This window comes from Paenibacillus sp. sgz302115, from assembly GCF_056120445.1.
Map to the genome: position 1 here is coordinate 1 of NZ_JBVYOK010000015.1, position 24,298 is coordinate 24,298.

Annotated in this window: 27 protein-coding genes and 1 other RNA gene; 25 read left to right on the top strand and 3 right to left on the bottom strand. The window is 50.9% G+C overall.

Annotated features, from left to right (window positions below; all coding sequences use genetic code 11):
* Positions 1-310: 310 nt before the first annotated feature.
* Both smpB and ssrA read left to right on the top strand, forming a co-directional pair.
* Positions 311-790 carry an SsrA-binding protein SmpB gene (smpB, locus tag AC0LWN_RS23235; RefSeq protein ID WP_458967115.1) on the top strand — a complete coding sequence of 160 codons (480 nt, stop codon included), beginning with the start codon at positions 311-313 and terminating at the stop codon, positions 788-790.
* Between the two features lie 190 nt (positions 791-980).
* Positions 981-1,345: a transfer-messenger RNA gene (ssrA, locus tag AC0LWN_RS23240) on the top strand.
* Here ssrA and AC0LWN_RS23245 read toward each other — a convergent pair.
* Together AC0LWN_RS23245 and AC0LWN_RS23250 are read right to left on the bottom strand one after the other, a co-directional pair.
* Positions 1,306-2,850, bottom strand: coding sequence for a recombinase family protein (locus AC0LWN_RS23245; protein ID WP_474669530.1), 1,545 nt, complete (start codon positions 2,848-2,850; stop codon positions 1,306-1,308). The genes ssrA and AC0LWN_RS23245 overlap by 40 nt on opposite strands.
* Before the next feature lie 39 nt (positions 2,851-2,889).
* Entirely contained in the window at positions 2,890-3,441 is a 552-nt protein-coding gene (locus tag AC0LWN_RS23250; RefSeq protein ID WP_474669532.1) for a helix-turn-helix domain-containing protein, read from the bottom strand.
* A 267-nt stretch (positions 3,442-3,708) separates the two neighbouring features.
* Between AC0LWN_RS23250 and AC0LWN_RS23255 the strand changes: the two genes are divergently transcribed.
* From AC0LWN_RS23255 to AC0LWN_RS23335, 17 genes are all read left to right on the top strand, one after another.
* Positions 3,709-3,912, top strand: a complete 204-nt coding sequence (locus AC0LWN_RS23255) for a helix-turn-helix domain-containing protein (RefSeq protein ID WP_474669534.1) — start codon at positions 3,709-3,711, stop codon at positions 3,910-3,912.
* On the top strand, positions 3,902-4,042 hold the full coding sequence (locus tag AC0LWN_RS23260) for a hypothetical protein (protein WP_474669536.1): 141 nt from the start codon (positions 3,902-3,904) through the stop codon (positions 4,040-4,042). The genes AC0LWN_RS23255 and AC0LWN_RS23260 overlap by 11 nt, the downstream gene beginning before the upstream one ends.
* Positions 4,039-4,203 carry a hypothetical protein gene (locus AC0LWN_RS23265; RefSeq protein ID WP_474669538.1) on the top strand — a complete coding sequence of 55 codons (165 nt, stop codon included), beginning with the start codon at positions 4,039-4,041 and terminating at the stop codon, positions 4,201-4,203. The genes AC0LWN_RS23260 and AC0LWN_RS23265 overlap by 4 nt, the downstream gene beginning before the upstream one ends.
* Positions 4,200-4,418: a hypothetical protein gene (locus AC0LWN_RS23270; RefSeq protein ID WP_474669540.1), complete on the top strand. Its 219-nt coding sequence runs from the start codon at positions 4,200-4,202 to the stop codon at positions 4,416-4,418. Before AC0LWN_RS23265 ends, AC0LWN_RS23270 begins: the two co-directional genes overlap by 4 nt.
* A 67-nt stretch (positions 4,419-4,485) precedes the next feature.
* Positions 4,486-5,382, top strand: coding sequence for a hypothetical protein (locus AC0LWN_RS23275; protein WP_474669542.1), 897 nt, complete (start codon positions 4,486-4,488; stop codon positions 5,380-5,382).
* Positions 5,383-5,396: 14 nt separating this feature from the next.
* Positions 5,397-5,879: a hypothetical protein gene (locus AC0LWN_RS23280; RefSeq protein WP_474669544.1), complete on the top strand. Its 483-nt coding sequence runs from the start codon at positions 5,397-5,399 to the stop codon at positions 5,877-5,879.
* Positions 5,879-7,072 carry a DUF2800 domain-containing protein gene (locus tag AC0LWN_RS23285; protein WP_474669546.1) on the top strand — a complete coding sequence of 398 codons (1,194 nt, stop codon included), beginning with the start codon at positions 5,879-5,881 and terminating at the stop codon, positions 7,070-7,072. Before AC0LWN_RS23280 ends, AC0LWN_RS23285 begins: the two co-directional genes overlap by 1 nt.
* Positions 7,073-7,097: 25 nt before the next feature.
* Positions 7,098-7,964, top strand: coding sequence for a DUF2815 family protein (locus AC0LWN_RS23290; RefSeq protein ID WP_474669548.1), 867 nt, complete (start codon positions 7,098-7,100; stop codon positions 7,962-7,964).
* Positions 7,952-9,922 carry a DNA polymerase gene (locus AC0LWN_RS23295; RefSeq protein WP_474669550.1) on the top strand — a complete coding sequence of 657 codons (1,971 nt, stop codon included), beginning with the start codon at positions 7,952-7,954 and terminating at the stop codon, positions 9,920-9,922. Before AC0LWN_RS23290 ends, AC0LWN_RS23295 begins: the two co-directional genes overlap by 13 nt.
* Before the next feature lie 287 nt (positions 9,923-10,209).
* On the top strand, positions 10,210-10,515 hold the full coding sequence (locus tag AC0LWN_RS23300) for a DNA-entry nuclease (protein ID WP_474669552.1): 306 nt from the start codon (positions 10,210-10,212) through the stop codon (positions 10,513-10,515).
* A 1-nt stretch (position 10,516) separates the two neighbouring features.
* On the top strand, positions 10,517-10,702 hold the full coding sequence (locus tag AC0LWN_RS23305; protein ID WP_474669554.1) for a hypothetical protein: 186 nt from the start codon (positions 10,517-10,519) through the stop codon (positions 10,700-10,702).
* Between the two features lie 111 nt (positions 10,703-10,813).
* Positions 10,814-11,329, top strand: coding sequence for a hypothetical protein (locus tag AC0LWN_RS23310; protein WP_474669556.1), 516 nt, complete (start codon positions 10,814-10,816; stop codon positions 11,327-11,329).
* Between the two features lie 71 nt (positions 11,330-11,400).
* Positions 11,401-11,733 (top strand): hypothetical protein, encoded by a 333-nt coding sequence (locus AC0LWN_RS23315; protein ID WP_474669558.1) that lies wholly within the window; start codon positions 11,401-11,403, stop codon positions 11,731-11,733.
* Between the two features lie 21 nt (positions 11,734-11,754).
* Positions 11,755-14,169 (top strand): virulence-associated E family protein, encoded by a 2,415-nt coding sequence (locus AC0LWN_RS23320; protein ID WP_474669560.1) that lies wholly within the window; start codon positions 11,755-11,757, stop codon positions 14,167-14,169.
* 280 nt (positions 14,170-14,449) lie between these two features.
* On the top strand, positions 14,450-14,728 hold the full coding sequence (locus AC0LWN_RS23325; protein ID WP_474669562.1) for a PDDEXK family nuclease: 279 nt from the start codon (positions 14,450-14,452) through the stop codon (positions 14,726-14,728).
* A complete protein-coding gene (locus AC0LWN_RS23330; protein WP_474669564.1) occupies positions 14,725-16,104 on the top strand; it encodes an SNF2-related protein in 1,380 nt (459 codons plus the stop codon). The genes AC0LWN_RS23325 and AC0LWN_RS23330 overlap by 4 nt, the downstream gene beginning before the upstream one ends.
* Positions 16,101-16,562 carry a sigma-70 family RNA polymerase sigma factor gene (locus tag AC0LWN_RS23335; RefSeq protein ID WP_474669566.1) on the top strand — a complete coding sequence of 154 codons (462 nt, stop codon included), beginning with the start codon at positions 16,101-16,103 and terminating at the stop codon, positions 16,560-16,562. Before AC0LWN_RS23330 ends, AC0LWN_RS23335 begins: the two co-directional genes overlap by 4 nt.
* Positions 16,563-16,667: 105 nt before the next feature.
* Here the strand turns inward: AC0LWN_RS23335 and AC0LWN_RS23340 are convergent, their stop codons facing one another.
* The gene (locus AC0LWN_RS23340; protein WP_474669568.1) at positions 16,668-17,786 is read right to left on the bottom strand and encodes a hypothetical protein; all 1,119 of its coding nucleotides are present in this window, start codon (positions 17,784-17,786) and stop codon (positions 16,668-16,670) included.
* A gap of 109 nt (positions 17,787-17,895) precedes the next feature.
* On the opposite strand from AC0LWN_RS23340, the gene terS reads away from it, so the two are divergent.
* The 6 genes from terS (at position 17,896) to AC0LWN_RS23370 (ending at position 24,294) form a co-directional block, all read left to right on the top strand.
* Positions 17,896-18,621 (top strand): phage terminase small subunit, encoded by a 726-nt coding sequence (terS, locus tag AC0LWN_RS23345; protein ID WP_474669570.1) that lies wholly within the window; start codon positions 17,896-17,898, stop codon positions 18,619-18,621.
* Positions 18,614-19,948 (top strand): phage terminase large subunit, encoded by a 1,335-nt coding sequence (locus tag AC0LWN_RS23350; protein WP_474669572.1) that lies wholly within the window; start codon positions 18,614-18,616, stop codon positions 19,946-19,948. The genes terS and AC0LWN_RS23350 overlap by 8 nt, the downstream gene beginning before the upstream one ends.
* 2 nt (positions 19,949-19,950) lie before the next feature.
* Positions 19,951-21,462, top strand: coding sequence for a capsid protein (locus AC0LWN_RS23355; protein WP_474669574.1), 1,512 nt, complete (start codon positions 19,951-19,953; stop codon positions 21,460-21,462).
* The gene (locus AC0LWN_RS23360; protein ID WP_474669576.1) at positions 21,459-22,574 is read left to right on the top strand and encodes a phage minor capsid protein; all 1,116 of its coding nucleotides are present in this window, start codon (positions 21,459-21,461) and stop codon (positions 22,572-22,574) included. The genes AC0LWN_RS23355 and AC0LWN_RS23360 overlap by 4 nt, the downstream gene beginning before the upstream one ends.
* Positions 22,575-22,678: 104 nt before the next feature.
* Complete coding sequence (locus tag AC0LWN_RS23365; protein WP_474669578.1) at positions 22,679-23,317, top strand: phage scaffolding protein; 639 nt, start codon at positions 22,679-22,681, stop codon at positions 23,315-23,317.
* A 14-nt stretch (positions 23,318-23,331) separates the two neighbouring features.
* Positions 23,332-24,294, top strand: a complete 963-nt coding sequence (locus tag AC0LWN_RS23370) for a major capsid protein (RefSeq protein ID WP_474669580.1) — start codon at positions 23,332-23,334, stop codon at positions 24,292-24,294.
* Positions 24,295-24,298 lie beyond the last annotated feature (4 nt).

Here is a 24,298-nt window from a genome sequence, read left to right on the forward strand (position 1 = left end):
TATTTCCCGCTATTCCCTTGATCCTTTTCGTTTAACATGAGACACCGCACTTTCCTACAAAATTACCTATATTATACCAAATCAAATGAATGCGGTGTCGTATTGAAATATTGGGTTTCTCAACAGTCTGAGAAATTCCACATTAGTTATTTATTCCTGAAATTTTGAAGGCAAGGGTTTAAAGAAATCCGTAAGCGATTGCCCTGGGGAGAAGCATCCTTCCTTGCGTACCCGCGCTCGCTTTTGATACAATATAGATCTGACGTTTGACTCTGTTCAAACGGGAAATTCGATTCAAGGAGTGACTCTCATGGGTAAAAAAGCAGACGGGAAAGTGCTCGCCCAGAACAAAAAAGCTTCCCATGATTACTTTATCGAGGACACTTATGAAGCTGGCTTGGTGCTGACCGGTACGGAAATTAAGTCGCTGCGTAATGGTCGCGCTAACATTGGCGACGCTTTTGCCACCATTCGGAACGGCGAGATTCATGTGCACAACATGCATATCAGCCCTTTTGAACAGGGGAACCGCAACAATCCCTCGGACCCGACACGTACACGCAAGCTGCTGATGCATAAGGTGCAGATCCACAAGCTGCTCGGACAGTCCAAGCAGGAAGGCTACTCGATTGTGCCGCTGAAGGTGTATGTGCGCAACGGGTACGCGAAGCTGCTGATCGGCCTGGGTAAAGGGAAGAAGCAGTACGACAAGCGCGACACCGCCGCCAAAAAAGACGCTCAACGCGATATCCAGCGTGCGCTCCGCGAGAAACAAAAGATCGCCAGATAAGCCGTATCCCGGCTCTTCCTGCCGTTCCAGATCTACCCTTCAATTCCTTTAACCCACGTGTTAAAGTGTTGATAAATGTGCTATACTGTGTAAGTAAGATTTTTGCTTCGTGACAGTCATCTAAGACAGAGGCTGCCTGGATCTCTCTTGCTGGAAGATCCGCTTGATCCGAAGCGCCCTTTTCTAATGAGGGGCCGTTTTTGGATTCGACGGGGGTAGTTCGAGCATGAGCAGCGAGTAGTGGGGACGCGTCCGCTTCATCAACGCTAAAGCCTATTAAACGGCAAACAACAAAACAACTACGCTTTCGCAGCTTAATAGCCTGTGTGCGTGCTTCTACCCTGCATCGCCCATGTGACAGGGATAGGGGCTAACAAGTAGTGGGATACGCTGTCTGGTCTCCGCCTGGGGTCAGCAGAAGAAGACAATCAGGCTGACCCAACGTATAGCCGGTTACGGGGCGATACTCGGGTGACATCAAAACTGTAACTACACTCGTAGAAACTTATGTGCCGTTATCTTCGGACAGGGGTTCGACTCCCCTCGGCTCCATTGGTAAAAACCCTGTACGTGATCTTAACATCAAAGTTGTTTATGTCTTTGGATGGCTGGATTATTACACGGTCAACGTATTCCTGAAGAACTTGTTTCTTTCCGTCTTCATCGTCGGAGAGCAGCAGGTTCTTTTTCATTTCAATTACTTTGCGAATATAGTCTTCATCCAAAATGGTCATTGTTCGCAGCAGATCGGCTCGCTGCAATTCATATTCAAGCACCTCTATCCGCTGCTCTGCTTGCTTGATGTTGTCGATGACAGATTTAACACCAGCGCCTAATGCTTCGACCCAGTTATTCAGCTTGCCTTTCAGTTCGGCCAGCTCGCGCTTGATCGGCTCTACTTCGTCGAGGCTTTGTTGTTTCTCCTTCTGATATAATTCTTGTACCCGTTCCACAATATCACGGACGCTTTCCTCCGAGAAACAATTATCAAGCAATCGACGTAATACCAAGTCTTCAATATCATCTTTCCGTATGCTGGTATTTCCGCATTTATTCTGACACTTATAATAAGTCAGCACCGTGCCATCGCTGCTCTTTTTGTTGGTATAAGAGTTCCCTGCATAAAGCGCCCCGCAGTTTCCACAAACGATTTTTCCAGTCAGTAAATAATTCACCTTGGCCTTCATCCTTCCTGGTTTTCGTTTTCGCTCTTGAAGCTTTTGACTCACCCTATCCCATTGCTCCGATGATATGATAGCTGGAATGGTTCCCTCTTTCAGTACTTGATCTTCCTGTGGCTTTTTGTTGTTGGTATTTCGTTTTCCGTCTTCATCCTTCGGGGCCGAAACATCGTAAGTGTAGTCCCCTTTATATTTACGGTTTTGTCCCCAAGTAGCAAAGCTGCTACTTGTGAATTTTCTACCGTTAAGGGTCCGGTACCCCTTATCATTCAAGATCGTCGCGATCTGATCGTTTGGGAGATCAGCGTCGATGCCATCAAAATATATTTGTACGGCCTTGTAGGTTTTTTCGTCTATCTCCAATAAGCGAGATTCAGGGTTTACCTTCAATCCATAAGGTGGCCGGCCGCCAGTATGGGCGCCCACTTCTGCATTCTCACGCAGTCCCTTGCGAACTTCTCGAGCAAGATTGAGGGAGTAATATTCAGCCATGCCTTCTAGCACAGACTCCAGGATAACCGATTCAGGGGAGCTATCCAATTGTTCCAGAACAGACTCTACTCGGACTCCGTTTCGTTTCAATATGCGCTTATAGTGCGCCGAATCATATCGGTTTCGTGCGAAACGTTCCAGTTTATGGACGATGACGACATCGAATAGTCTTTTTTGTGAATCCTTAATCATCTTCTGAAAATTTGGGCGTCTATCGGTTGTTCCCGTTTTCTCTTCATCCGGGTATGTATTCACCAGAACGTATCCTTTTTGCTGACAGTAGGCTTTAATAGCCCGCATTTGGGCTGTTATAGATTCTTGCCGTTGATTATCAGAACTATAACGTGGATATGCCACGGCACGAATTAATTTGTTGGTTGCCGACATATGTATCCTCCTTTGACGCAGCTTTCCAGTATCTACGTGTTAGCTTCTTTTCATTCGCAAGAATTCCTTAAACCGTTCAATCTCCTCAAGCTCTTTTTCTGTCCAATCTTCTTCAAGCAGAGGTCCCTCAGCCACGTGTGCTTGCGAGTTATGATTATCGAAATCCGTTTTCACCTCATTGAGAACCTTAAGTAGATCATTTTTAAAGGCTGTTGTTAATGGAACCTCTCTTATGAGAGCTAACAGTTCATAGGGGTTGATAACATCTAAGGGTACGTCATAATATTCATTCTTTAACGGCTCAAATTTATGGCCTAATGCCTTTGTTATGTCTCCAGTAAAGTGGAGCCTTCCGTCTGAGGTTTCTGCTAAGTCTCTTATCAGCTGTGATATCTCCCTATCAAACCCGAAAATCACAAAATCGGTAGTTGTCTCAAAGTAATCTGCTATTTTAACGACTTTATCTATTGACGGTGAACTTTTATCCCAATTGTAAATAGCCCCGTTTCCAAACCCTAGCTCGATCCCTAGTTTAGGTATTGTAATACCTTGTTGATTACATAGAAACTTTATATTTTCGACTATTGCCACGTTGAGAAACTCCCTTCAAAGATAAAAAAATCTAAATTTTAGTTTTTGATTATTGACCGAATCTAAATATTCGGTTATTATTACATCAACAGCTTAATTGATGGCAAAAAAGGCAACAAAAAACCAGAGGGATAGTATCCCACTTTTAAAATCGTTCCCCAACGACGTTTATTTGATTGTGCCTTCTTACCGATAATAGAATATTTTCGGTCTTGAGTCAACAATTAAGCTTATTTTTTACATTTTTTAACGAAGGAGGTCAAAAATATGCTGCATTACAGTGATTTTGGTGCAGAGGCACGCAAGGTAATGTTTCAGAAAAACATCAAGATGAAGGATGTAGCACAAGAGCTTGGCGTTTCGGTCACCTACGTTTCTGAAATCTTAAAAGGAACCCGTCCTGGAGAAAAGCAAAAGCCGCTTATTGCCGATATGCTCGGCATGGAAAGAGAGGCCGTCCATGAAGGCTAGGATTAATGCAACTGTGGAGTTTGTGTCGCACCCAGAGCCGCAGCGACTGACGAACATGTGGGCGCGGATCGTCGTGAACGAGATTCTGAAACAGGAAACGGAAGCCGCCGAGAAAGGATCTACCCCATGATCATTAACCAGCAAGCCGTATCAGCTGATCACGTATGGTGCCGGCTGGAGCTTCGGCGGAGACGGTGGCAGCTACTTAACGGCAGGCTGATCGTCGATGAGCCGGAGGCAGCGCTGTGGTGGCTGGATAAGGAAATTGCCGAAATGGAGGCGGGCAAATGAGCAAAGTAACGAATCCGCTTGAAGTCATTGACTACTGCGCGAACCCTAATTGTCAGGGAGAAATCATGTTTGGTCAGCGTGTTGTGAAACACGGCAAAGACCTGTACTGCGGCAATAACTGTCTGTGTGAGGGGATCGGCGCTGTGGTGATCAAGGCAGACGATAACCTTGAAAGGGGTGATGCTGAACAACATGAAAATGACCCAACGGGGTAGGAGCCGTCAGGTCATTGCAAGTCAAACTATGATGAGGTCAGTGTAACACTGACTGAGAGGAGAAGCAATGTCAAAAATCTGTTATCGGGAAATCAAGTTTCGGCCTGAAAGTCTTCGACTTATCGAACAGGTTAATGCCATCATTCACGAATATCAAGAAATGGGCTATTCCCTGACTCTGCGGCAGGTATATTACCAGCTCGTTTCACGGGATATCATCCCCAACAATGAACGAAGCTACAAGAATCTCGGAAACCTCATTTCAGATGGCCGAATGTCCGGCCTGATTGACTGGACGGCTATTGAGGACCGGACCCGGAACCTTAGGAAAAATAGTCACTGGAGTTCCCCTGGTTCCATCATCTACTCGGCTGCTCATTCCTTCGCTTTTGACAAGTGGGCAGACCAAGACAACTATGTGGAGGTTTGGGTGGAGAAAGACGCCTTGGTCGGCATTGTGGGCCAGGTTTGCGAGGAACTTGATATTCCTTATTTCTCTTGCCGAGGATATGTGTCTCAGTCCGAAATGTGGGCAGCTGCTCAACGCCTGGAGGCCTTCGCTGGGCAAAAGGATGTTCACATTATCCATTTAGGCGACCATGACCCAAGCGGTAAGGATATGAGCCGGGATATCTGCGATAGGCTGGAGCTGTTCGGGGTGATGATAGAATTCCAGCGAATTGCCTTGAACTATGACCAAATCGAAGAATATGCCCCGCCGCCCAACCCAACCAAGCTGACCGACAGCCGGGCAACTGGCTATATTGCAGAGTTTGGGCATGAGTGCTGGGAGTTGGACGCACTGCGGCCGGACGTGATTGACGGACTGATCAGGGATGCGGTAACGGATCTGTGTGATCTGGATCTGCTGCAGGAAGCTCGGGAGCGGGAAGAAACAGCAAAGGACACGTTGCGAGCCGTCGCTAGGGATTGGTCAACGATTGAAAGCAATTATTCTAACTAATTAGGAGGATCATTATGCCCGTACAAATTAACATCACTGGTGATAACGCCAAGCAAGCCCACCAAGAATTTATGTCCCTTCATTCCTTAATGTCTGGTTCCGCAGCCCCTGAAGCGACAAACCCTGTCGTTCAGGCTCCAACAGTTCAAGCTCCGCCTGTTCAGCCGCAACAACCTTCAACGCAGGATTTCGTGAGTTATGGCCAGCCGCAACAGTGGCAGGCACCGCAGCAACCTCAGCAGGGGTATGTTCAGCAGCCTCCAGCGCAGCAGGCTTATGGCCAGCAACAAGCTCCTGGCGGTGCGGTACCGACTTCTACACCCACGTACACGCTTGATCAACTTGGCGTAGCCACTCAGCCAGTAATGGATGCCGGGCATTCTGGCCAACTGATTGGATGGCTGCAGCAGCACGGGGCCAACTCACTAACTACCCTTGATCCGAAATTTTACGGCGACTTCGCCACATTCTTGCGGTCTTTAGGGGCCAAGATCTAATGGCGGCGGAGATTGCACATGCAGAACGGGCTCATGCCCTACTGTCGGCCAGCGCGTCACACCGCTGGCTGCACTGCCCGCCGAGTGCCCGCCTGGAAGAGACGCTTCCGGATACCGAGAGTGAGGCCGCCAAACGCGGCACCCTGGCCCATGAGATCAGTGAGCTAAAGCTGCGGAAAGCTTTCACGGACAAAATGCCTGCCCGTACGTATAACGCGGCATTGAAGAAGTTCAAGGCCAACGCACTGTATGAGCCGGTTATGGAGGACCACACAAATGCCTATCTGGATTATGTACAGAAGATCGTTCATTCGTTCCCTTCGCCGCCATTTGTGGCCATTGAGCGCAAAGTGGATTATAGCGACTATGCGCCGGAGGGCTTCGGCACATCTGACTGCATTATTGTTGGTAGCCGCCAACTCCACGTGATCGATTATAAAAACGGTCAAGGCGTGCCTGTGCCGGCGGAGGATAACCCGCAGATGAAGCTTTACGCACTTGGTGCGCTTAAAGCCTTCTCGCTGTTATTCCCGATTGATACCGTGCATCTGGCCATCGTGCAGCCGAAGGTATGGGACCAGCCGTCCGAGTGGTCGCTGTCTGCAGCGGATCTGCTGGCCTGGGGGGAGAGCATCAAGCCAATTGCCTTGCAGGCGTTTAATGGCCAGGGCGAATATGTTCCTGGGTCGCACTGCGGCTTCTGCAGGGCGAAAGAGAAGTGCCGCGCCCGGGTGGAGAGCCTGCTATCTCTTGAAACTATCGTACCAAAGAAGCCGCCGCTAATCAGTTGGGAAGAGGTCGCAGACGCTTTGCGGCGCGGTGAGGGTATTGTTAGCTGGTACAACGCTATTAAGGCTCTGGCTTTGGCCGAAGTACTTAAAGGTACGGAGCTGCCGGGCTGGAAGGCTGTTGAGGGGCGCGGCAGCCGAGAGTATGCCGATCTAGATAAAGCTTTTGCCTATCTCAAAGAGCAAGGCATTGACGAGGCTGTGCTGTATGAGCGCAAACCGTTGACGCCACCGCAAGTCGAGACGGCAATAACCAAAAAGGTCTACAAGGAGTTGCTGGAAGATGCGGGCCATGTGGTGAAGCGTCCAGGCGCCCCGACACTGGCACCAACAGATGACAAGCGGCCTGCTTATATCTTTATTAAACCTGAAGACGTATTCAGTACGCCGCCGGAGCAATCATAATCCAAATCACAGGAGGATACACAACATGAATCAAGTCGATACAACCGCAGTAACCACAGGACAGGTCAGACTCAGCTTTGTTCACCTTTTCCAGCCACACGCGAATAAGCCCGGCCAGGAACCTAAATACAGCACAACAATTCTTATTCCTAAGAGTGACTACGCGACGATGCAGCGGATCAATGCTGCGGTTAATGCTGCGCTTGAAAAAGGAGTGACCAGCGTTTGGAAGGGCGCACGTCCTCCACAGCCAAAGCTCCCGGTATGGGATGGCGATGGACTGCGGCAAAACGGGGAGCCGTTTGGACCTGAAGCTAAAGGTCATTGGGTTCTGACCGCTAGCAGCAAGCAGCAGCAGGCAGTGGTGGATATTAACCTGAACCCGATTGTCAATCAAAGTGATATCTATTCCGGCGTGTATGCCCGGGTGAACATTAATTTCTACCCTTTTGACAATAGTGGCAATCGCGGGGTAGGTGCAGGACTTGGTCCGGTTCAAAAGGTCGCGGACGGTGAGCCTCTGGCCGGACGGATCAGCGCAGAACAGGCATTTGGCGGGAATGGCGGCGGCGTTGGCTATACCCCGGCTCCAGCCCCGCAAGGCTGGGATCAGATTCCGCCGCAGCAGGGCTATGGTCAACAGCCTCCAGCACAGCAGGGATACGGCCAACAACCTCCGGCGCAACCACAACAGGGCTATGGTCAACAGCCACCGGCACAACCGGGTTACGGTCAGGCTCCGCAGCAGGGCTATGGTCAAGCGCCACAACAGCCACAGCAAGGCTACGGCCAACCCTCTGCACAGCCCGGATACGGTCAGCAGCCGCCGGCACAACAGATTGACCCCATCACAGGTAGACCTCTGCCAGGTGGCGGCGTATGGGGGATTTAATTCACCACCTCAGTATCGACATTGAAACCTACAGTGATATAGACATCAAGAAAGCGGGATTGTACAGATATGTGCAATCCCCTGCTTTTCAAATCCTCCTGTTTGCTTACTCTTTCAATAGTGGTCCAGTTCAGATCGTGGATATGGCCCAGGGTGAGCAAATTCCACAGCAAGTTATCACAGCATTAAGTGATCCAAACGTCATTAAACACGCATACAACGCCGCTTTTGAGTGGTACAGCCTCAATAAATTCTGGCCGTCACCAGTCGAGCAGTGGCGCTGCACACAGATTCACGGTCTGTACTGCGGGTATCCGGCAGGGCTGGGGAAAGCAGGAGAAGCGCTTGGGTTGCCACAGGATAAGAAAAAAATGGGCGTAGGCGGTTCGCTGATTCGAACATTCTGCGTACCGATAAAAAAGCCGGCGAAGTCTAACGGCTTTCGTACCCGAACGCTGCCGCACCACGAGCCTGAGAAATGGCAACTATTTAAAGAGTATTGCGTGAATGACGTTGTGGCTGAAATGGAGATCCTTCGCCGGCTATCGGTGTTCCCTGTCCCAGAAATGGAATGGCAGCTGTGGCAGCTGGATCAGCGGATTAACGCCCGTGGCATTGCCTGCGACCTTCATCTGGTAGAGGGAGCGCTGGCCATAGATCAGCAGATTACTGCAGAACTGACCAAAGAGGCCGTACAGCTTTCCGGGTTGGATAATCCGAAGTCCGTTTCCCAGCTCAAGAAATGGCTGACCGAGGAGATCGGGGAAGAGGTTGAGGATCTGAAAAAGGATACTGTATCCGGACTGATTGATACCGTGGAGGAAGGCAAGGCCAAGCGGGTTCTGGAGATCCGCCGGGAGCTGTCCAAGACCAGCACCAAAAAGTACGCGGCCATGAAGACAGTAGCTTGTGAGGATGGTCGGGTGTGTGGACTCCTGCAGTTCTACGGGGCCAATCGCACAGGGCGCTGGGCGGGCCGATTGGTACAGGTGCATAACCTGCCGAAGAACAAGATGGAAACATTGGCTTTTGCGCGGCAGCTGGTTGCTGATCGGAATATCAATATGCTCAAGTTCATGTACGGCAATGTGCCGGATACCCTCTCCCAGCTGATTCGGACGGCGTTTGTGGCTCCAGAAGGCAAGAAGCTGCTGGTGGCTGACTTTAGCGCAATCGAGGCCCGGGTCATTGCCTGGCTGGCCGGAGAACAGTGGCGGCTGGATGTGTTCGCCACTCACGGTAAGATTTACGAGGCATCGGCATCTGCCATGTTCGGCGTGCCACTTGAAGAAGTAGATAAGGAACTGCGGCAGAAAGGGAAAGTGTCAGAGTTGGCGCTGGGGTATCAGGGAGCTGTAGGTGCACTGATTCAAATGGGGGCCCTGGTTATGGGGCTTACAGAGGATGAGCTGCCGGAGATTGTAACCCGGTGGCGCAACGCCAATCGGCGTATCTGTGATCTGTGGTTCGCTTTTGAACGTGCAGCCATTGAGGTTATGGAAACCGGAATGCCGGTAGGCGTTCGAGGGATTATCTTTGCCAGGGAGAGCCATCATGGCAATAAGCTGGATTTCTTTACGGTTCAGCTCCCAAGTGGCCGCAAGCTCTATTACGTAGAGCCGCGCCTGGCGCAGAATGACTTTGGTAAGCAGGCGCTCCACTACATGGGACCGGATCAGAAGACAGGCAAGTGGACGCTGATATCCACATACGGGGGCAAGCTTGTTGAAAACATTGTTCAAGCTATTGCCCGGGACTGCTTAGCCGTAACGCTGGTCAGAGCCGAGCAGGCCGGTTATGACACTGTGCTCCATGTGCATGACGAGCTTGGCATCGAATCGGATCGGCCGGAGGATCTGGATAAGGTGCTTGCACTTATGAGTGAGCCAGTAGCTTGGGCACCGGGGCTTCCACTAAAGGGCGCGGGATTCGTTACCGACTTTTATATGAAGGATTAAACAGCAAAAAATCCTCCTAACGGAGGATTTCGTACCACACCAGCAACGCGGTTGATAGCTTAGTAAGCTTCCAAACGAAATCTGGCGTTACTTCAAATGAAAGTTTAAATTTCATTAGAATGATGCCCCCTTATCCTGAAGTACAGGTGACGCTAACGGCGAAATCACCTTAGGCGCTTATTAGGCGCACAGAGGTCGGTGACCCTTCCGGGGGGGATAAATCTAGTATTTATCATAATTCATTTGGATGATTAAGGAAACACCTAATTTCCTAATGAGGTGAGTATATGGGTCAGCGATTTGAACGTGGGGCGATGCCCCCGCATCCGGATGATGTCTTGGATGGCATCACATATGACAGTAGCGGCAGGATGGAGTATCACCCAGATTTCCACCCGAACCACGGCAAGCCCTTCAGTCAGGAGGATTTGGAGTACCTGTGCACTTTCTACGGTGTGGATGATGTTCGGACTCTATCCTTCTCCCTCGGTAAGACGGAACATGTCTGCCGGGTGAAGTATGCAAAGCTCAAAAAGGACGGTTTTGTGGATTTCTACCGCAGTAGCTATAAACAAAAACTGGAGGCGAATTAACGTGATCATTCACTATAACATAAGCCTGGGATCGGACGAGGGAGACACTGAACTCGCCGATGCTGAACTTGTCGGCCTGACTGAAGAAGAGATCAAGGAAAAAATCTATCAGGCCATCTGGGAAGATGCTAAACAATACTTGGATGCATGGCCTGTCAAAGAAGAAGCTGATCCGGATGAGGATTGACCCATTCTTTCAAGATGTTCCTTGGGACATTATCACCAATGAGAGCGGCGAGGTGCTTGGCGAAGTGTTTGTTCTTCTGCCAGCGCCGCCGCCAAGGAGGCGACAACGCAAATGGGGTACGACTTCTACATTTCACCCGATGACTATGCCCGCGCCGAGACCAATGGGATTAAGCGCGGAACGTTAGAAAAGCGAGTGTGGGCCCTTGGGTGGTCAAAAGAGTTAGCTATTACGCTGCCGCCGAAACGGCAGTATTCCCGCAAGAAATGGCTACCTGTTGCGAAGCAGAACGGTATCCCTGAGCGTATTTTCTACAACCGCGTAAGTAAAGGCTGGAGCCCAGAGCGTGCGGCTACTCAGCCTATGCTGTCTCAAGCGCAGAGGGCGGCTAAGATGCGCGAATGTAATCCAGCGAAACGTGTGTATCCTCAATCGCTGATCGACCAGGCTGCCGCAAACGGTATTTCCCGCAATACGTTCCGAAAGCGCGTGGAAAGCGGCTGGGATTGGGAGCGGGCGGCATCAGAGCCACTGATTTCGCATCAGGAACGTGGGCGGCGAGGCGTACAGACTCTGCGGCAGCAGCGCGGCGACATTAATGCACTGATATTTCAGAAACGAGGTTGAATGCTATGCGGCCGCTTACTATAGAAGAAAAGGCACAGAGCCAAGCCGCGCGGAAGCGGGCGAATGAATTATTGAAGAAAGAACGGCAGAAGATCGACAAGCAGGTGCGTTACACATTCAAAACAAAAGCAATTGCTGCCTATCCAAATGATGTGAAGGGTTCCCCGGTGGTTGTCCATTTGGACGGCAGAGAGATCACTCTGGATTATGATCTGCTGAGCAAAATGCTCCGTAAGCTAAAAGGTCGCCGCGTAGACGTGCGGATAAGAAATCCGTTTAACCCCTACTTGATTATTTTTCATGATGATCCTTTCAGTCGCAGCAAGGGAGAAATTGAGCTTACTCAGATTCCAGACTACCAGCGGATGCACTTATCTGATTTACCTATTATCCAACTTGATTAACGACCAAAGGCGGTATGCCCTGTGAATTATAACAGATCAATTACCATATCAGCGGCTGGCAGCCGCCGCGCTACACACTGGCCCGCTCAGACTCTAATGTGGTCTGAGCTGGTCGAGCGGCTGCGGGTCGCTACGCGCGGCACGGAGACGCTGGCGCAGTACCTGGCGCTGCCCAAGAGTCAGCAGGATGACCTAAAAGACGTGGGCGGCTTTGTAGCTGGTACGCTGGACGGTGGACGGCGTAAGGCCAATGCAGTTATCAGCCGTGACGTGCTGACGCTTGACCTGGACAGTATTCCAGCAGGTGGTACGGCAGACGTGCTACGTCGGCTGGAGGCTCTGGGCTGTGCCTATGCTGTGTACAGCACCCGAAAGCATGAAGAGGCTAAGCCCCGACTCCGGGCGCTAGTGCCAGCGGATCGGACCGTAACAGCCGATGAATATGAGCCACTTGCTAGGAAGCTGGGTCAGATCCTTGGTCTTGAGCTCTGCGACCCGACTACGTTCGAAGCTTCACGGCTGATGTATTGGCCAAGCTGCAGCGCAGACAGCCAATATGTTTACACCTATGGCGATAAGCCGTTTGTGTCTGCCGATGGCCTGCTGGCCATGTACCGGGATTGGCGCAATGTGACGGAGTGGCCACAGGTGCCCGGTGCCAGTGAGGCACATGTCCGCCTGGCCGCCAAGCAGGGGGACCCTTCGAGTAAATCCGGTATCGTCGGCGCGTTCTGCCGGACCTACGATATCCATCAGGCCATTGCTGCGTTTCTGCCGGGGGCCTACCTGGAGACGGACGATGGCAGCGGGCGTTTGACCTTTGCCGGTGGCTCCACGGTGGGCGGGGCCGTAGTGTACGACGATGGCCAGTTCTTGTACAGCCATCATGCCACGGACCCGACGAGTGGCCGCCTGGTCAACAGCTTTGACCTGGTGCGGTTGCACCGGTTCGGCGCTCAGGACGATGAGGCCAAGGCGGGGACGCCGACGAATAAGCTTCCTTCCTATTCGGCCATGACTGCTTTCGCGCTGGAGCTGGAGCCCGTTGCGGGGCTTTTGAAGCAGGAGAGGTACGAAAAGGCCGTCACAGAGTTCAACGGGGCAGGGCCTGCGCTGCCGGTAGCTCCAGAGGATTTGAACTGGATGCAGCGGCTAGAGATTAATAGCAATGGCATGTATCTGAAGACGGTGGACAATTTACTGATCGTGCTGGAGTATGACCCGGCACTGAGGGATAAGATTGCCTTTGATGAGTTCGCCAATCGGGGGCTGGTGCTCGGGAGTCTACCGTGGGATGCCAGGGAGGAGCGGCGGCCGTGGGCATCATCCGATGACGCGGGAATCTACCACTATACCGAAAAGGTGTATGGCATTGCCGTAGAAGCGAAGATCAATCACGCCCTGGCCCTGATCACGCATAAGCGCCGTTTCAATGATGTGCAGAGGTATCTGGAAGGCTTGAAATGGGATGGCGTGCCGCGTCTGGACACGCTGCTGCGGGATTACCTGGGCGCAGAGGATAACGTATACACCCGGGCGGTGTCCCGTAAGTCCTTGACGGCTGCTGTGGCCAGAGCTATGGTGCCGGGAGTCAAATACGATTATATGCCGATCTTGGCGGGGCCGCAGGGATTAGGTAAATCAACCTTCTTGCGGTTGCTGGGGAAGAGCTGGTATTCCGACAGCTTAACCACCTTCGAAGGGAAAGAGGCTTGCGAAATGATTCAGGGCATCTGGATCAACGAAGTGGGCGAGCTGACGGGGATGAGCAAGGCAGAAACGAACAGCGTCAAGCAGTTCCTGAGCCGTACAGAGGATATCTACCGCGAAGCCTACGGAAAGCGGACAATGCCCTATCCACGGCGGTGTGTGTTCTTCGGGACCACCAATGACAGTGAGTTTCTACGGGACCGGACGGGTAACCGGCGTTTCTGGCCTGTGGATGTAGGGCTTCTGCAGCCAGTGAAAAGCGTGTTCCGGGACTTAGCCGGGGAGGTGGACCAGATTTATGCAGAGGCTTTTGTCCGCTGGCAGCTAGGAGAGCCTTTGTATTTATCCGGAGAGGCCGAGGAGCTGTCGAAGCAGCAGCAGGATGAGCACCGGGAAAGTAGTGTAAAGGAAGGGATTATTCAGGCTTTCGTGGAACGTCCGGTACCAGAAGACTGGCAAAAGCGCGATGTGGCCACAAGGCTAATGTACTGGGGCGGCGAATTTGGGAGACCCCACGAAGGGCAGGCGGGGCCCCGGGATCGGGTGTGTGCCGCTGAGGTATGGTGTGAATGCTTCAAGTCGGACATTAAGTTTATGAAGCAGACGGACGCCCGGGAGATCAACGGCATTCTAGCGTCAATGCCTGGGTGGGAAGACTATCGCGGGCGTTTCGGACCATATGAATTTCAACGTGGGTTCAGACGGAAATCGGCTGTTGACGGTTGACAGCCCAGTGTTGACAACTCACGAAGCGTCAACAATTACGGCGTGACAGATTTTTAGGTGTCAACGGCAATGTCAACGTAACCGTCAACCGCTAAAACCCTTATATAATCTATATTATATATACTTTGTTGTCACTGTTGACACTTAAAACTATATAAATAAGAAATTAAAGAATTATAGATATTAGGCATATACGTATAACGCCTAATACGCCTAATTACTAGAAAGTTACGCACGCATGAGGCGCGCACGCGTAACACAGAATGAGGAGGTTTGTCAAGTGAGGGAGCGCGACATTGAGAAATATTTACGGGAGCAGGTTAAAGCGGCTGGCGGCATCGCCTACAAGTGGACCAGCCCGGGGAACGCTGGTGTGCCAGACAGGATAGTAATCTTGCCGTTTAACCGTGTGCACTTCGTAGAACTTAAGGCGCCCGGCGGAAAGCCTTCGCCGCTGCAGGTAGTGCAGCATCGTAAGCTTGATACATTGGGCTGCACTGTGTGGGTGATCGACAGCAAAGCTGGAGTGGATGCCTTTCTACAGGAGGCCAGAGCATGAGTCCGGCGGTGCAGCAGCGTAGTGTCTTTAACCCACATAACTATCAACGGTACTGCATTTCGCGGATGATCATAGAGGAGGCGCTGGGGCTCTTCCTGGACCTTGGCCTGGGGAAAACGGTAATTACACTAACCGTAGTCAATGACCTGAAATATAACCGATTCGCCATCCGCCGCACCCTAGTGGTTGCGCCCAAGAAGGTGGCAGAAGCCACATGGAGTAACGAGGCTGCCAAATGGGAGCACTTGAGGCACCTGCGGATTATCCCAGTTCTGGGGAGTGTTCAGAAGCGCATCAAGGCGCTAAACACACCGGGCGACGTTTGGGTGATTAACCGTGATAACGTCAAATGGCTGGTGGAGTATTACCGGAACGCCTGGCCGTTTGACATGGTAGTGCTAGACGAGCTGAGCAGCTTCAAAAGCCATCAAGCCCAGCGCTTCAAAGCGCTGACTTGGGTACGGCCACATATCAAACGTATTGTGGGGCTGACGGGCACACCGGCCCCGAATGGGCTTTTGGACTTGTGGGCCCAGGTGTTCCTGTTGGACCAGGGCGCCCGGTTGGAGAAGAATATAACAGGTTACCGAACAGTGTACTTTGAGCGGAACTATAACGGACACGGTTACATGGCTAAGCCGGGAGCCGATGAGATCATTCATCGCAAGATTGCTGATTTGTGTATCAGCATGAAGGCTGAAGATTATCTGGATCTTCCCGACTGCATCACGAATGTCATACCAGTGGTACTGGATGATAAGGCGGCAGCGCAGTACAAGCGAATGGAAAAGAATCTGCTGCTTGAGCTTGAAGATACCGAGATCACGGCGACCAGCGCAGCAGTGCTGACGGGCAAGCTACTTCAGATGTGTAATGGTGCGGTGTACGATGAGGATCGGCGTATCATGGAGCTGCACGACTGCAAGATTGAGGCTTTCCTGGAGCTGGTCGAACAGCTAAATGGCAAGCCGGCACTTGTGTTTTACAACTTCCAGCATGACAAAGAGCGGATTCTGAAGGCGCTAGAGAAATCGAACTTGCGAATACGGGAACTGAAGACACCACAGGATCAACTGGACTGGAACGCTGGCAAGGTGGACATTCTGCTGGCGCATCCAGCCAGCGCGGCATACGGGCTTAACCTGCAGGACGGAGGGAACCATGTCGTGTGGTTCGGCTTGACGTGGAGCCTTGAGCTGTACCAGCAGGCAAATGGACGTTTACACCGACAGGGCCAGAAACAGAAGGTCATTCTGCATCACCTGGTAGTACAGGGTGGTATGGACGAGGAAGTCATGGCTGCCCTGGAAGCCAAGGCGACCACACAGGACCGGCTGCTTACAGCACTTAAAGCAAGATTGGAGGCGAGCGCATGAGTATTATCAAAGCAACTTGGATCGAAACCCTGATCAGTCAGTATGCCTCAGAGACCCATACCCTGGAGCGGTACCGGGACACGTTGGACCTGAAGGACCCGGTAGCCGCAGAAGAGGCTGAAACCGTTTCTGGCATGCTGGCAGACATGAGATACGCGCTAACCTGGATGCGGCGCGGTAGGCGGCCAGGGAGCCGCAGAGGGGCAGAGCGAACAGACGTGTACCGGCAGCGTGAGATTTATATCAAGCTATCGGCAAAGGAGATTACCGAGGCCGAGCGGCTGCGGCTGGTAGATGCGCTGTTGGCGCTGAGTGATAGAGAGCGGACTTGCTTCCTACTGCATATGGCGCAGGGCTTGACGCTTCTGGAGATATCGGGTAAGCTGGAATTGTCCAAAAACACCGTACGTATGTACGTAGATCGGGCTAGAAATAAGATTACCAAGGAATTTTTGTGAGTTTTGTCGCACGTACTGTCGCACAACATGTCGCACAACCTACAGTGCTATACGTATGACTAAAATTAAGAGCCCTCCGCAATGGGGGCTCTTTTAAGGTTTTTCTTAAACATCTTCACTTGAATTTTTAGAAACTTTATCTAATAAATCAGGAATGAATCTCTCGCTAAAGCCTGCAACAATAGAAATAATTGTTAACGCATAAAAATTATCCTGCGGAATTAACGAAAAGATACTAGATTTAATGAAAAAAACGGTTATAATACCAAAAATCAAGCCCATTACAAGTTTTGTCAAACTTTGAACAATAAAAAGTTTTGCTGGGATCGAAAAATCAACTGTAATCCGATCACTTCTTTGTGTAATTGAAATGAAGGCGCCCATAATTCCTGATAGAGCCCCCAAACCAATATATTGCATATTCTGATCATGTATTCTAGGGTAAAAAAAATAAGCAACAATAAGAAATACAAAGGTTATTAAGCTAGTAGTGCTGAAATGCTTAATTTTTGCTGAAACAGACGCCCTAGAATAAACAAAACCTTCAACATTAGATAAGTATTTTATTGCATCATCAGAGCTTTTTGACTCAAAAGCAGCACAAAGTGATGAAGCGAGTTGTCTATTAGCCAGCTTTTTTTGTTCTCCTTTTAAGTAAATCTGAATAATGTTATTAATTCTATTAAACTCATTCTTAGATATTATTTGAGCACTTGATAAATCGCCATCTGTCCAAAGATGAATTTCTTCTTGCTCTATATCTATAGATATCTCATAGAAGGGACCATTGTATAAAATTATCTTGGGATCATTCTTTTTCTCTTCAACATATTTCTTTGCATATTCCAAGTGGTAATCTGTCTGAATATTATTTTGTATTAAGAGTAGTGATGTAACTAATGCATCTTGCAGTACTTTTAAGCAACCTATTCTTAAAGACCTCTTTACTTCAGCTATTGTAACATTTTGAAGATAAGTAATTTCGCTTAAGATAATTATTAATTCTTGTGGTGCATCACCTTTGACGGTCCAAGTTATTTTTCTAGTTTTGGGATTTAAATATAAATCACAATGTGTCGATTCGTAAAATCTCTTTTTTAGACTAGCAACTGGTAAATCTTCTGTAATAGGAATTGGTTCTTGTGGAGGTGCTTCTTCTGGAGGTTCATTGGGCGGTGGTAATTCCTGTTCCAGAATAGGATTCATACTTTTCTGATGTAACACAGACCTTCCTCCTTGTAAATAGTATATATTTTACAACTTTTTCAGCTACCAGTCCATGACAAATTATAATTCGAAACAAACACAACGCCGGAGGTGGTGAAAATGCAGCATGGCTGAAACTTCCATACTGGCCGAACAGGATTATATGTCCGGCATGAAATATAAAGAAATTGCTGAAAAATACGGCGTCTCTCTGAACACTGTGAAGTCATGGAAGAAGCGCCACGGCTGGAACCGCGAAAAGGGTGCACCCGCTACGGATAGGGTGCACCCTAACCGTGGAGGTGCACCACCAGGCAATCAGAACGCCGTAGGCAATAAAGGCGGGGCGGCACCGAAGCGTAATAAGAACGCCGAGAAGCACGGGCTGTTCAGCAAGTACCTGCCTGCGGAGTCGCTAGCCATCATGCAGGAGCTCCAGACACGCGCCCCACTGGATATTCTGTGGGACAATATCATGATCCAGTACATGGCCATCATCCGGGCTCAGCAGATCATGTATGTTAAGGATCAGCAGGACATGACCACGACATTAGTCGGCGAGAAGAACGGGGATAGTGTTTATGAACAGCGCTGGGAAGTCCAACAGGCTTGGGATAAACAAGCATCCTTCCTCACAGCACAGAGCCGGGCCATGACGACACTACAGGGTATGATTAGGCAGTATGATGAGCTCCTGAAGACGGATCTGGCTACAGAGGAACAGAAAGCCCGTATTGCAGTTCTGAAGGCCAAGGTTCCGAATACTAACCCCAAGGACTTCAATAACCAGATTACCGCTCTTGCGGATCTGATTAACAATCCAGTTCCTGAGCGGGTGATTGACGATGAGTGAGGCGGCTCTAATCCCGTATGCACCGTTGACGTCCAAGCAGAGTAACTATATTGCGGCGTGCCGAGACAGTTGGTTGAACGTGGCTGAGGGCGGTAAGCGGGCAGGAAAGAACATCATTAACCTGATCGCCTACGCTATGTGCTTGGAGGTCCACCCGGATAAGCTGCATTTGGTCGCTGGTGTTTCTTTGGCCGCTGCCAAGATGAACGCCATAGACTCCAATGGATTCGGACTGAAATGGCTCTTTGCTGGCCGCTGCCGGGAAGGCGAATATCAGAACCGCGATGCGCTCTATATCCAAACCAAGACCGGCGAGAAGGTTGTTATTATCGCAGGCGGCGGGAAGGCCAATGACGCGGCGCGGATCAAGGGTAACTCCTACGGTACCGTGTATATCACTGAGGTTAACGAGTGCCATCAGAGCTTTGTGCAGGAAGCAATTGACCGTACTCTGGCCAGCAGCTTCAGGCAGTTGTTTTTCGATCTTAACCCAAAGCCACCGGCACATTGGTTCTACCGCGACTTCCTGGATTATCAGGACCAGGAGAAGAAGGCAGGCCGCAATCCGAGGTACAATTACGCACACTTCACTGTCTTTGATAATCTCTCGATCATAGACGAGCAGCTAAGAGCCGTTCTTGCCACGTATGACAAGGACAGTTTGTGGTACAAGGCTGATATCAAAGGGATGCGCACGGCAGCCACTGGCCGGGTGTACACCGGCTACACGGTCAAGGACGTCATTGTCACCCGCGAACAGGTTAATGATTTCAAATGGATTGAGTTTTCAGTTGGGATTGATATCGGTGGAACTGACGCCACAGTCGCCACGCTGACAGGATTCAGCGCCCGCTATAAGGACGTTGTGCTGCTGGATGGCTATTACCATAAGCAAGGCAAGTCAAACGGCTACACGCATGATAGGTACGCCAAAGAAATTGTCGATAAGATTGAGGAGTGGGGTAAAACGTATCCCGCTTTTTTTGCGTGCGCTCATATCTTCGCAGAGTCCGCAGATAAGCTGTTTCGGCAGGCGCTCCACAATGAACTGCAGCGCCGTAAAATCTTCATCACAGTGAACGCAGCGTACAAGAAAGAGGGCATTGTGGACCGCATACGGCTGACCAATATCCTGATCAATCAGGGTCGCTACAAGGTCATGAGTCACCTGAAGCCATGGCAAGAGGCGCTGGAAAACGCGACTTGGAACGAAGAGGAACGCGTTAAGGGTGAATGGGTACGGACTGATGATGGCAGCTACCCCGTGGACTGCCTGGACAGCAGCGAATATGCCGTGCAGCCGTTCAAGAAGAGACTGGAGGTATAGAAATGGGGTGGTTTAAGAATATGGTTATGAAAATGCTGAAGATTGTCCCGGCTCAGGAATCGCAAATTATCACAATCCGTGAACCGTATAGCTACAGCGCTTCAGTGCTGCGCAATAGGCTATGGTATCGTGGAGATCCTTCAGAGCTTGACCAGTTTTACCATCAAATGTCCAGCGTTGGCGACACAACAGGCAAAACGCGGTTCTGGGCGGCAACTCCATCACAAGGTATGTCTATCCGGAAGATGCACAGCGGACTGCCAGCGCTCATGGCGGATCGGCTGGCTGATATCGTAGTCGCGGACATGGACAGCATCACGCTTGAGAAGCAGGGAGAAACGGATGTATGGGAAGAGATAGCTGAGGATAACAACTTCTCAGAGCTGCTACCGGAGGCCATCGTTAAAGCGCTGGTAGAGGGTGACGGAGCGTTCAAGCTCAGCTATGACAACAAAGTCAGCAAATACCCGCTTATCGAGTTCTTTGCCGGGGATGGCGTCGAGTACAAGCGGGAGCGCGGCCGACTGAAGGAAATCATCTTCAGCAGTTGGTACACCCTCAAGGACAATTCATACCGGCTTATTGAGACGTATGGGCCGGGCTACATCCGCTATACGTTGACTGATGAGAAGGGAAAGGAAGTGCCGCTGTCCGCTGTTCCGGAACTGGCGGGCTATCAGGACATTGAGTATGACGGAGACTTTATGCTGGCTGTCCCGCTCCGCTTCTTTAAATCCTCCACTTGGCCAGGACGCGGCAAATCGCTGTTCGACGGCAAGGGTGACAGCTTCGATGCGCTGGATGAAGCGGTAAGTCAATGGTGGGATGCCATACGGGCCGGACGGGTCAAGGACTATATCCCGGAGGATATGGTGCCGCGTGACCCCAATAGCGGAATTCCGATGCAGCCAAATTCCTTCGATAATCGCTTTATAAAGCTACGGTCAGCGTTAAGTGAAGATGCCAAAGGCCAGATTCAATCAGTGCAGGCTCAAATCCAGTATGAAGCCTATCTAGGCTCTTATTCTTCTGCGCTGGACATGTGCTTGCAGGGCATCATGAGCCCGGCCACATTGGGCATTGACTTGAAGAAGACCGACAATGCCGAGGCTCAGAGAGAGAAGGAGAAGGCCACACTGTACACCCGGGGAAAGATCGTTGAACGGTTGAATGAGGTCATTCCGCAACTGGTGGAGCTGGCGCTTCAGGTTTGTGATTTGCTGCAGCAGCGGGCAGCCGGGGAATATGAGGTTAGTATCAAATTCGGAGAGTACGCAGCGCCAGACTTCGGTAGTGTCGTTGAGATTGTAGGTAAAGCCCGTACCTTTCAGATCATGTCAATCGAACGCGCTGTAGAAGAAATGTACGGCGACACCTGGACCAAGGAAGAAAAGGCTGAAGAGGTTCGGCGGCTTAAGGAGGAACAGGGCTTACTGGAAGTAGATGAGCCAGGTGTTAACCGTGATAAGCCTCCTGGTGATCCTAAAGAGGAAGATCCTGGCGGTGCTGAATGAGTAAGAAAGCCTATGATCTTCGCGGTATTTATGCCCAGATGGAAATTGACCTGATAGCCAGCATGAAGCGGAATCTGACCCGGCATGAGAATGAGGAGAAGAAAGAGGGCTTCGAGTGGGAACAGTGGCAGCAGCGCAAGCTGGAAGATCTGAAGCAATACCGTGTGGAGGCGTCCCGGATCGTCAATAAGGCGGTACCGGAGATTGACGAAACCGTGGAACAGGAAATCAAGGGATCGTTCAGACGCGGGGTGTCCAGGGTAGGCGGCCTGTTCAAGAAGCTGTGGAACAAGGTGATCCCTACCAAACAGGACGCCATTGATGACAGCAATTTCTTTAAGGCTAACGAACACCGTATCAATGCGCTGGCCTCTGCTGCTCAGGAGGAGCTGAGAGCGGCTAACCAGGCGATTCTGCGGCAGACTGACGATGTGTTCCGGCAGACCATTTTCAAGAGTCAAGTCTATTTCAACAGCGGGGCACTATCACTGGACCAAGCAATTGACAAGGCAACCGGGGATTTTCTTGACAAGGGATTGGACTGCATCACCTATAGGGACGGCCGCCGTGTCAATATTGCCTCTTACGCTGAGATGTACCTGCGGACCTCTTCCCAGCGAGCTGTGTTTGCCGGAGAGGGAGCCAAGCGGCAGCAGATGGGTAATCCTTTTGTCGCGGTATCGGCACATAGTAACTGCTCAGAGCTGTGTCTGCCCTGGCAGGGCAAGGTGTACATTGATGATGTGTACAGCGGCGGTAAGGCTTCTGACGGTCCGTATCCGCTTCTTAGTACGGCTATGGCAAACGGGTTGTTTCACCCGAACTGTCGGCATAACATGACCACGTTTATTCCAGGCATGAGCCGGATGCCGGAGCCGGTAGACAATACCGCAGCACTTGCCAGCTACAAGCAGGAGCAGAGGCAAAGGTACATGGAGCGCCAGGTGCGTATGTATAAGCGCCGTGCAGCGGGCAGCATAGACCCGGCGAACCAGGCCAGAGCAGAGGCCAAGGTGAAGCAGTGGCAGGGTGCGCTCCGCACTCACCTAAAGGCCAACCCCGAGCTGCGGCGAGATTACAGCCGGGAAAAAATACGAATACCGCCAAGCTAGGCCACGGTTGAGACTGCCGTGGCCTATTTGCTCAGGAACTGGAGCATAACAGTTCACTCCCCTAGCTGGAGAGCAGCTATATAAATCTATGGAGGGTGATATTAATGGATTGGTTGAAAGCACTTTTGAAAGCTGCAGGGCTGGATGATGCAGCAATTGAAGCGATGATCGGTGATGTGAACAAGGAGCTGCCGAAGCATTTTGTTCCGAAGTCGCAGTATAACGATGTTTCCGCTGCCAAGCAGCAAGCTGAGAAGGATGTCGCTGATCGCGATAAGCAGATTGAGGATTTGAGCAAGGCGGCCGGCCTGTCAGAAGATCTGAAGAAGCAGATTGATCAGCTCAAGACCGATAATAAGGCGGCCACAGAGCAGTATGAGGCTAATCTGAAGCAAATCAAGGTGGATAACGCCATCACTGCTGCAATCACTGGTAAGGTGCATAACGAGAAGCACGTCACTGGCCTGCTGGATAAGACAAAGTTGGTTATGACCGATGATGGCAAGCTGGTGGGTCTGGATGAACAACTGACGGCGCTGAAGACCTCTGACGCTTACCTGTTCAAGCCTGAAGGCGGTGGACAAGAAGGCCAGGGCGGCGCTCAAGGCGGGCAAGGTGGTCAGGGTGGACAGCAAGGCGGCTTCCGTTTCGGAGCCGGAGGCGGGCAACAAGGCGGCGCACAGGGCGGGCAGAATCTGACGCTTGCCGATGCCGTAGCATCACATTTTCAATCCAAACAATAAGGAGTGTATGACAAATGGCAGTAACTCTCGCACAGGCAAAACTTCAAGCGCCAGACGCACTTTCGCAGCTGGTTATTGACGAATTTCGTAAGAACAACTTCATCCTGGATAACATCACATTCGATGATGTTGTGACACCGGTAGGCGGCGGGGCAACCATGACCTATGGTTATCTTCGTACACTGACTCAGGCAACGGCTGCGTTCCGCGCTATCAATTCCGAATATGTAGCGCAGGAAGCCACCAAGCAAAAGCAGAACGTCGATCTGAAAATCTTTGGTGGATCGTTCGAAATTGACCGCGTTATCGCTGGGATGGGCGGTATCATCAACGAGGTCACGTTCCAAATGCAGCAGAAGATCAAGTCCGCTCAGGCGCTGTTTAACGACAACGTGATTAACGGGGATAGCGCAGTGAATGCGAATGCATTTGACGGTCTTGAGAAGGCGTTGACCGGCTCCAGCACAGAACTGATTCCTACGGCTGCGATTGACCTTTCCACTTCCTCCGCGATTGATAGCAACTATAAGGTGTTCCTTGACCAGTTGGATGAATTCCTGATGGGTCTGGACGGCACGCCTTCCGCAATCATGGGCAATTTGAAGCTGATCGCCAAAATCCGGGCCTGCGCGCGCCGAGCTGGGATGTACAGTACCAGCCTGAACGAGTTCGGGCAGCAGGTTGAGAAGTATGGCGTAACTCCACTGGTTGATCTGGGTGAGAAATCCGGTAGCAATGCTCCTGTTGTGCCGATCCTTACTGGCGCTGACGCTGGCCTGACGAGCCTCTATGCAGTGCGGTTCGGACTGGATGCTTTCCACGGTGTTTCTATGGCCGGTCAGCCACCTGTACGTCAATGGCTGCCTGATTACGATACGGCCGGAGCTGTGAAGAAAGGTGAAGTGGAAATGGTTGGTGCCGTCGCTCTGAAGGCGACCAAGGCAGCTGGCGTAATGCGTAAAATTAAAGTTTCTTAAAGGA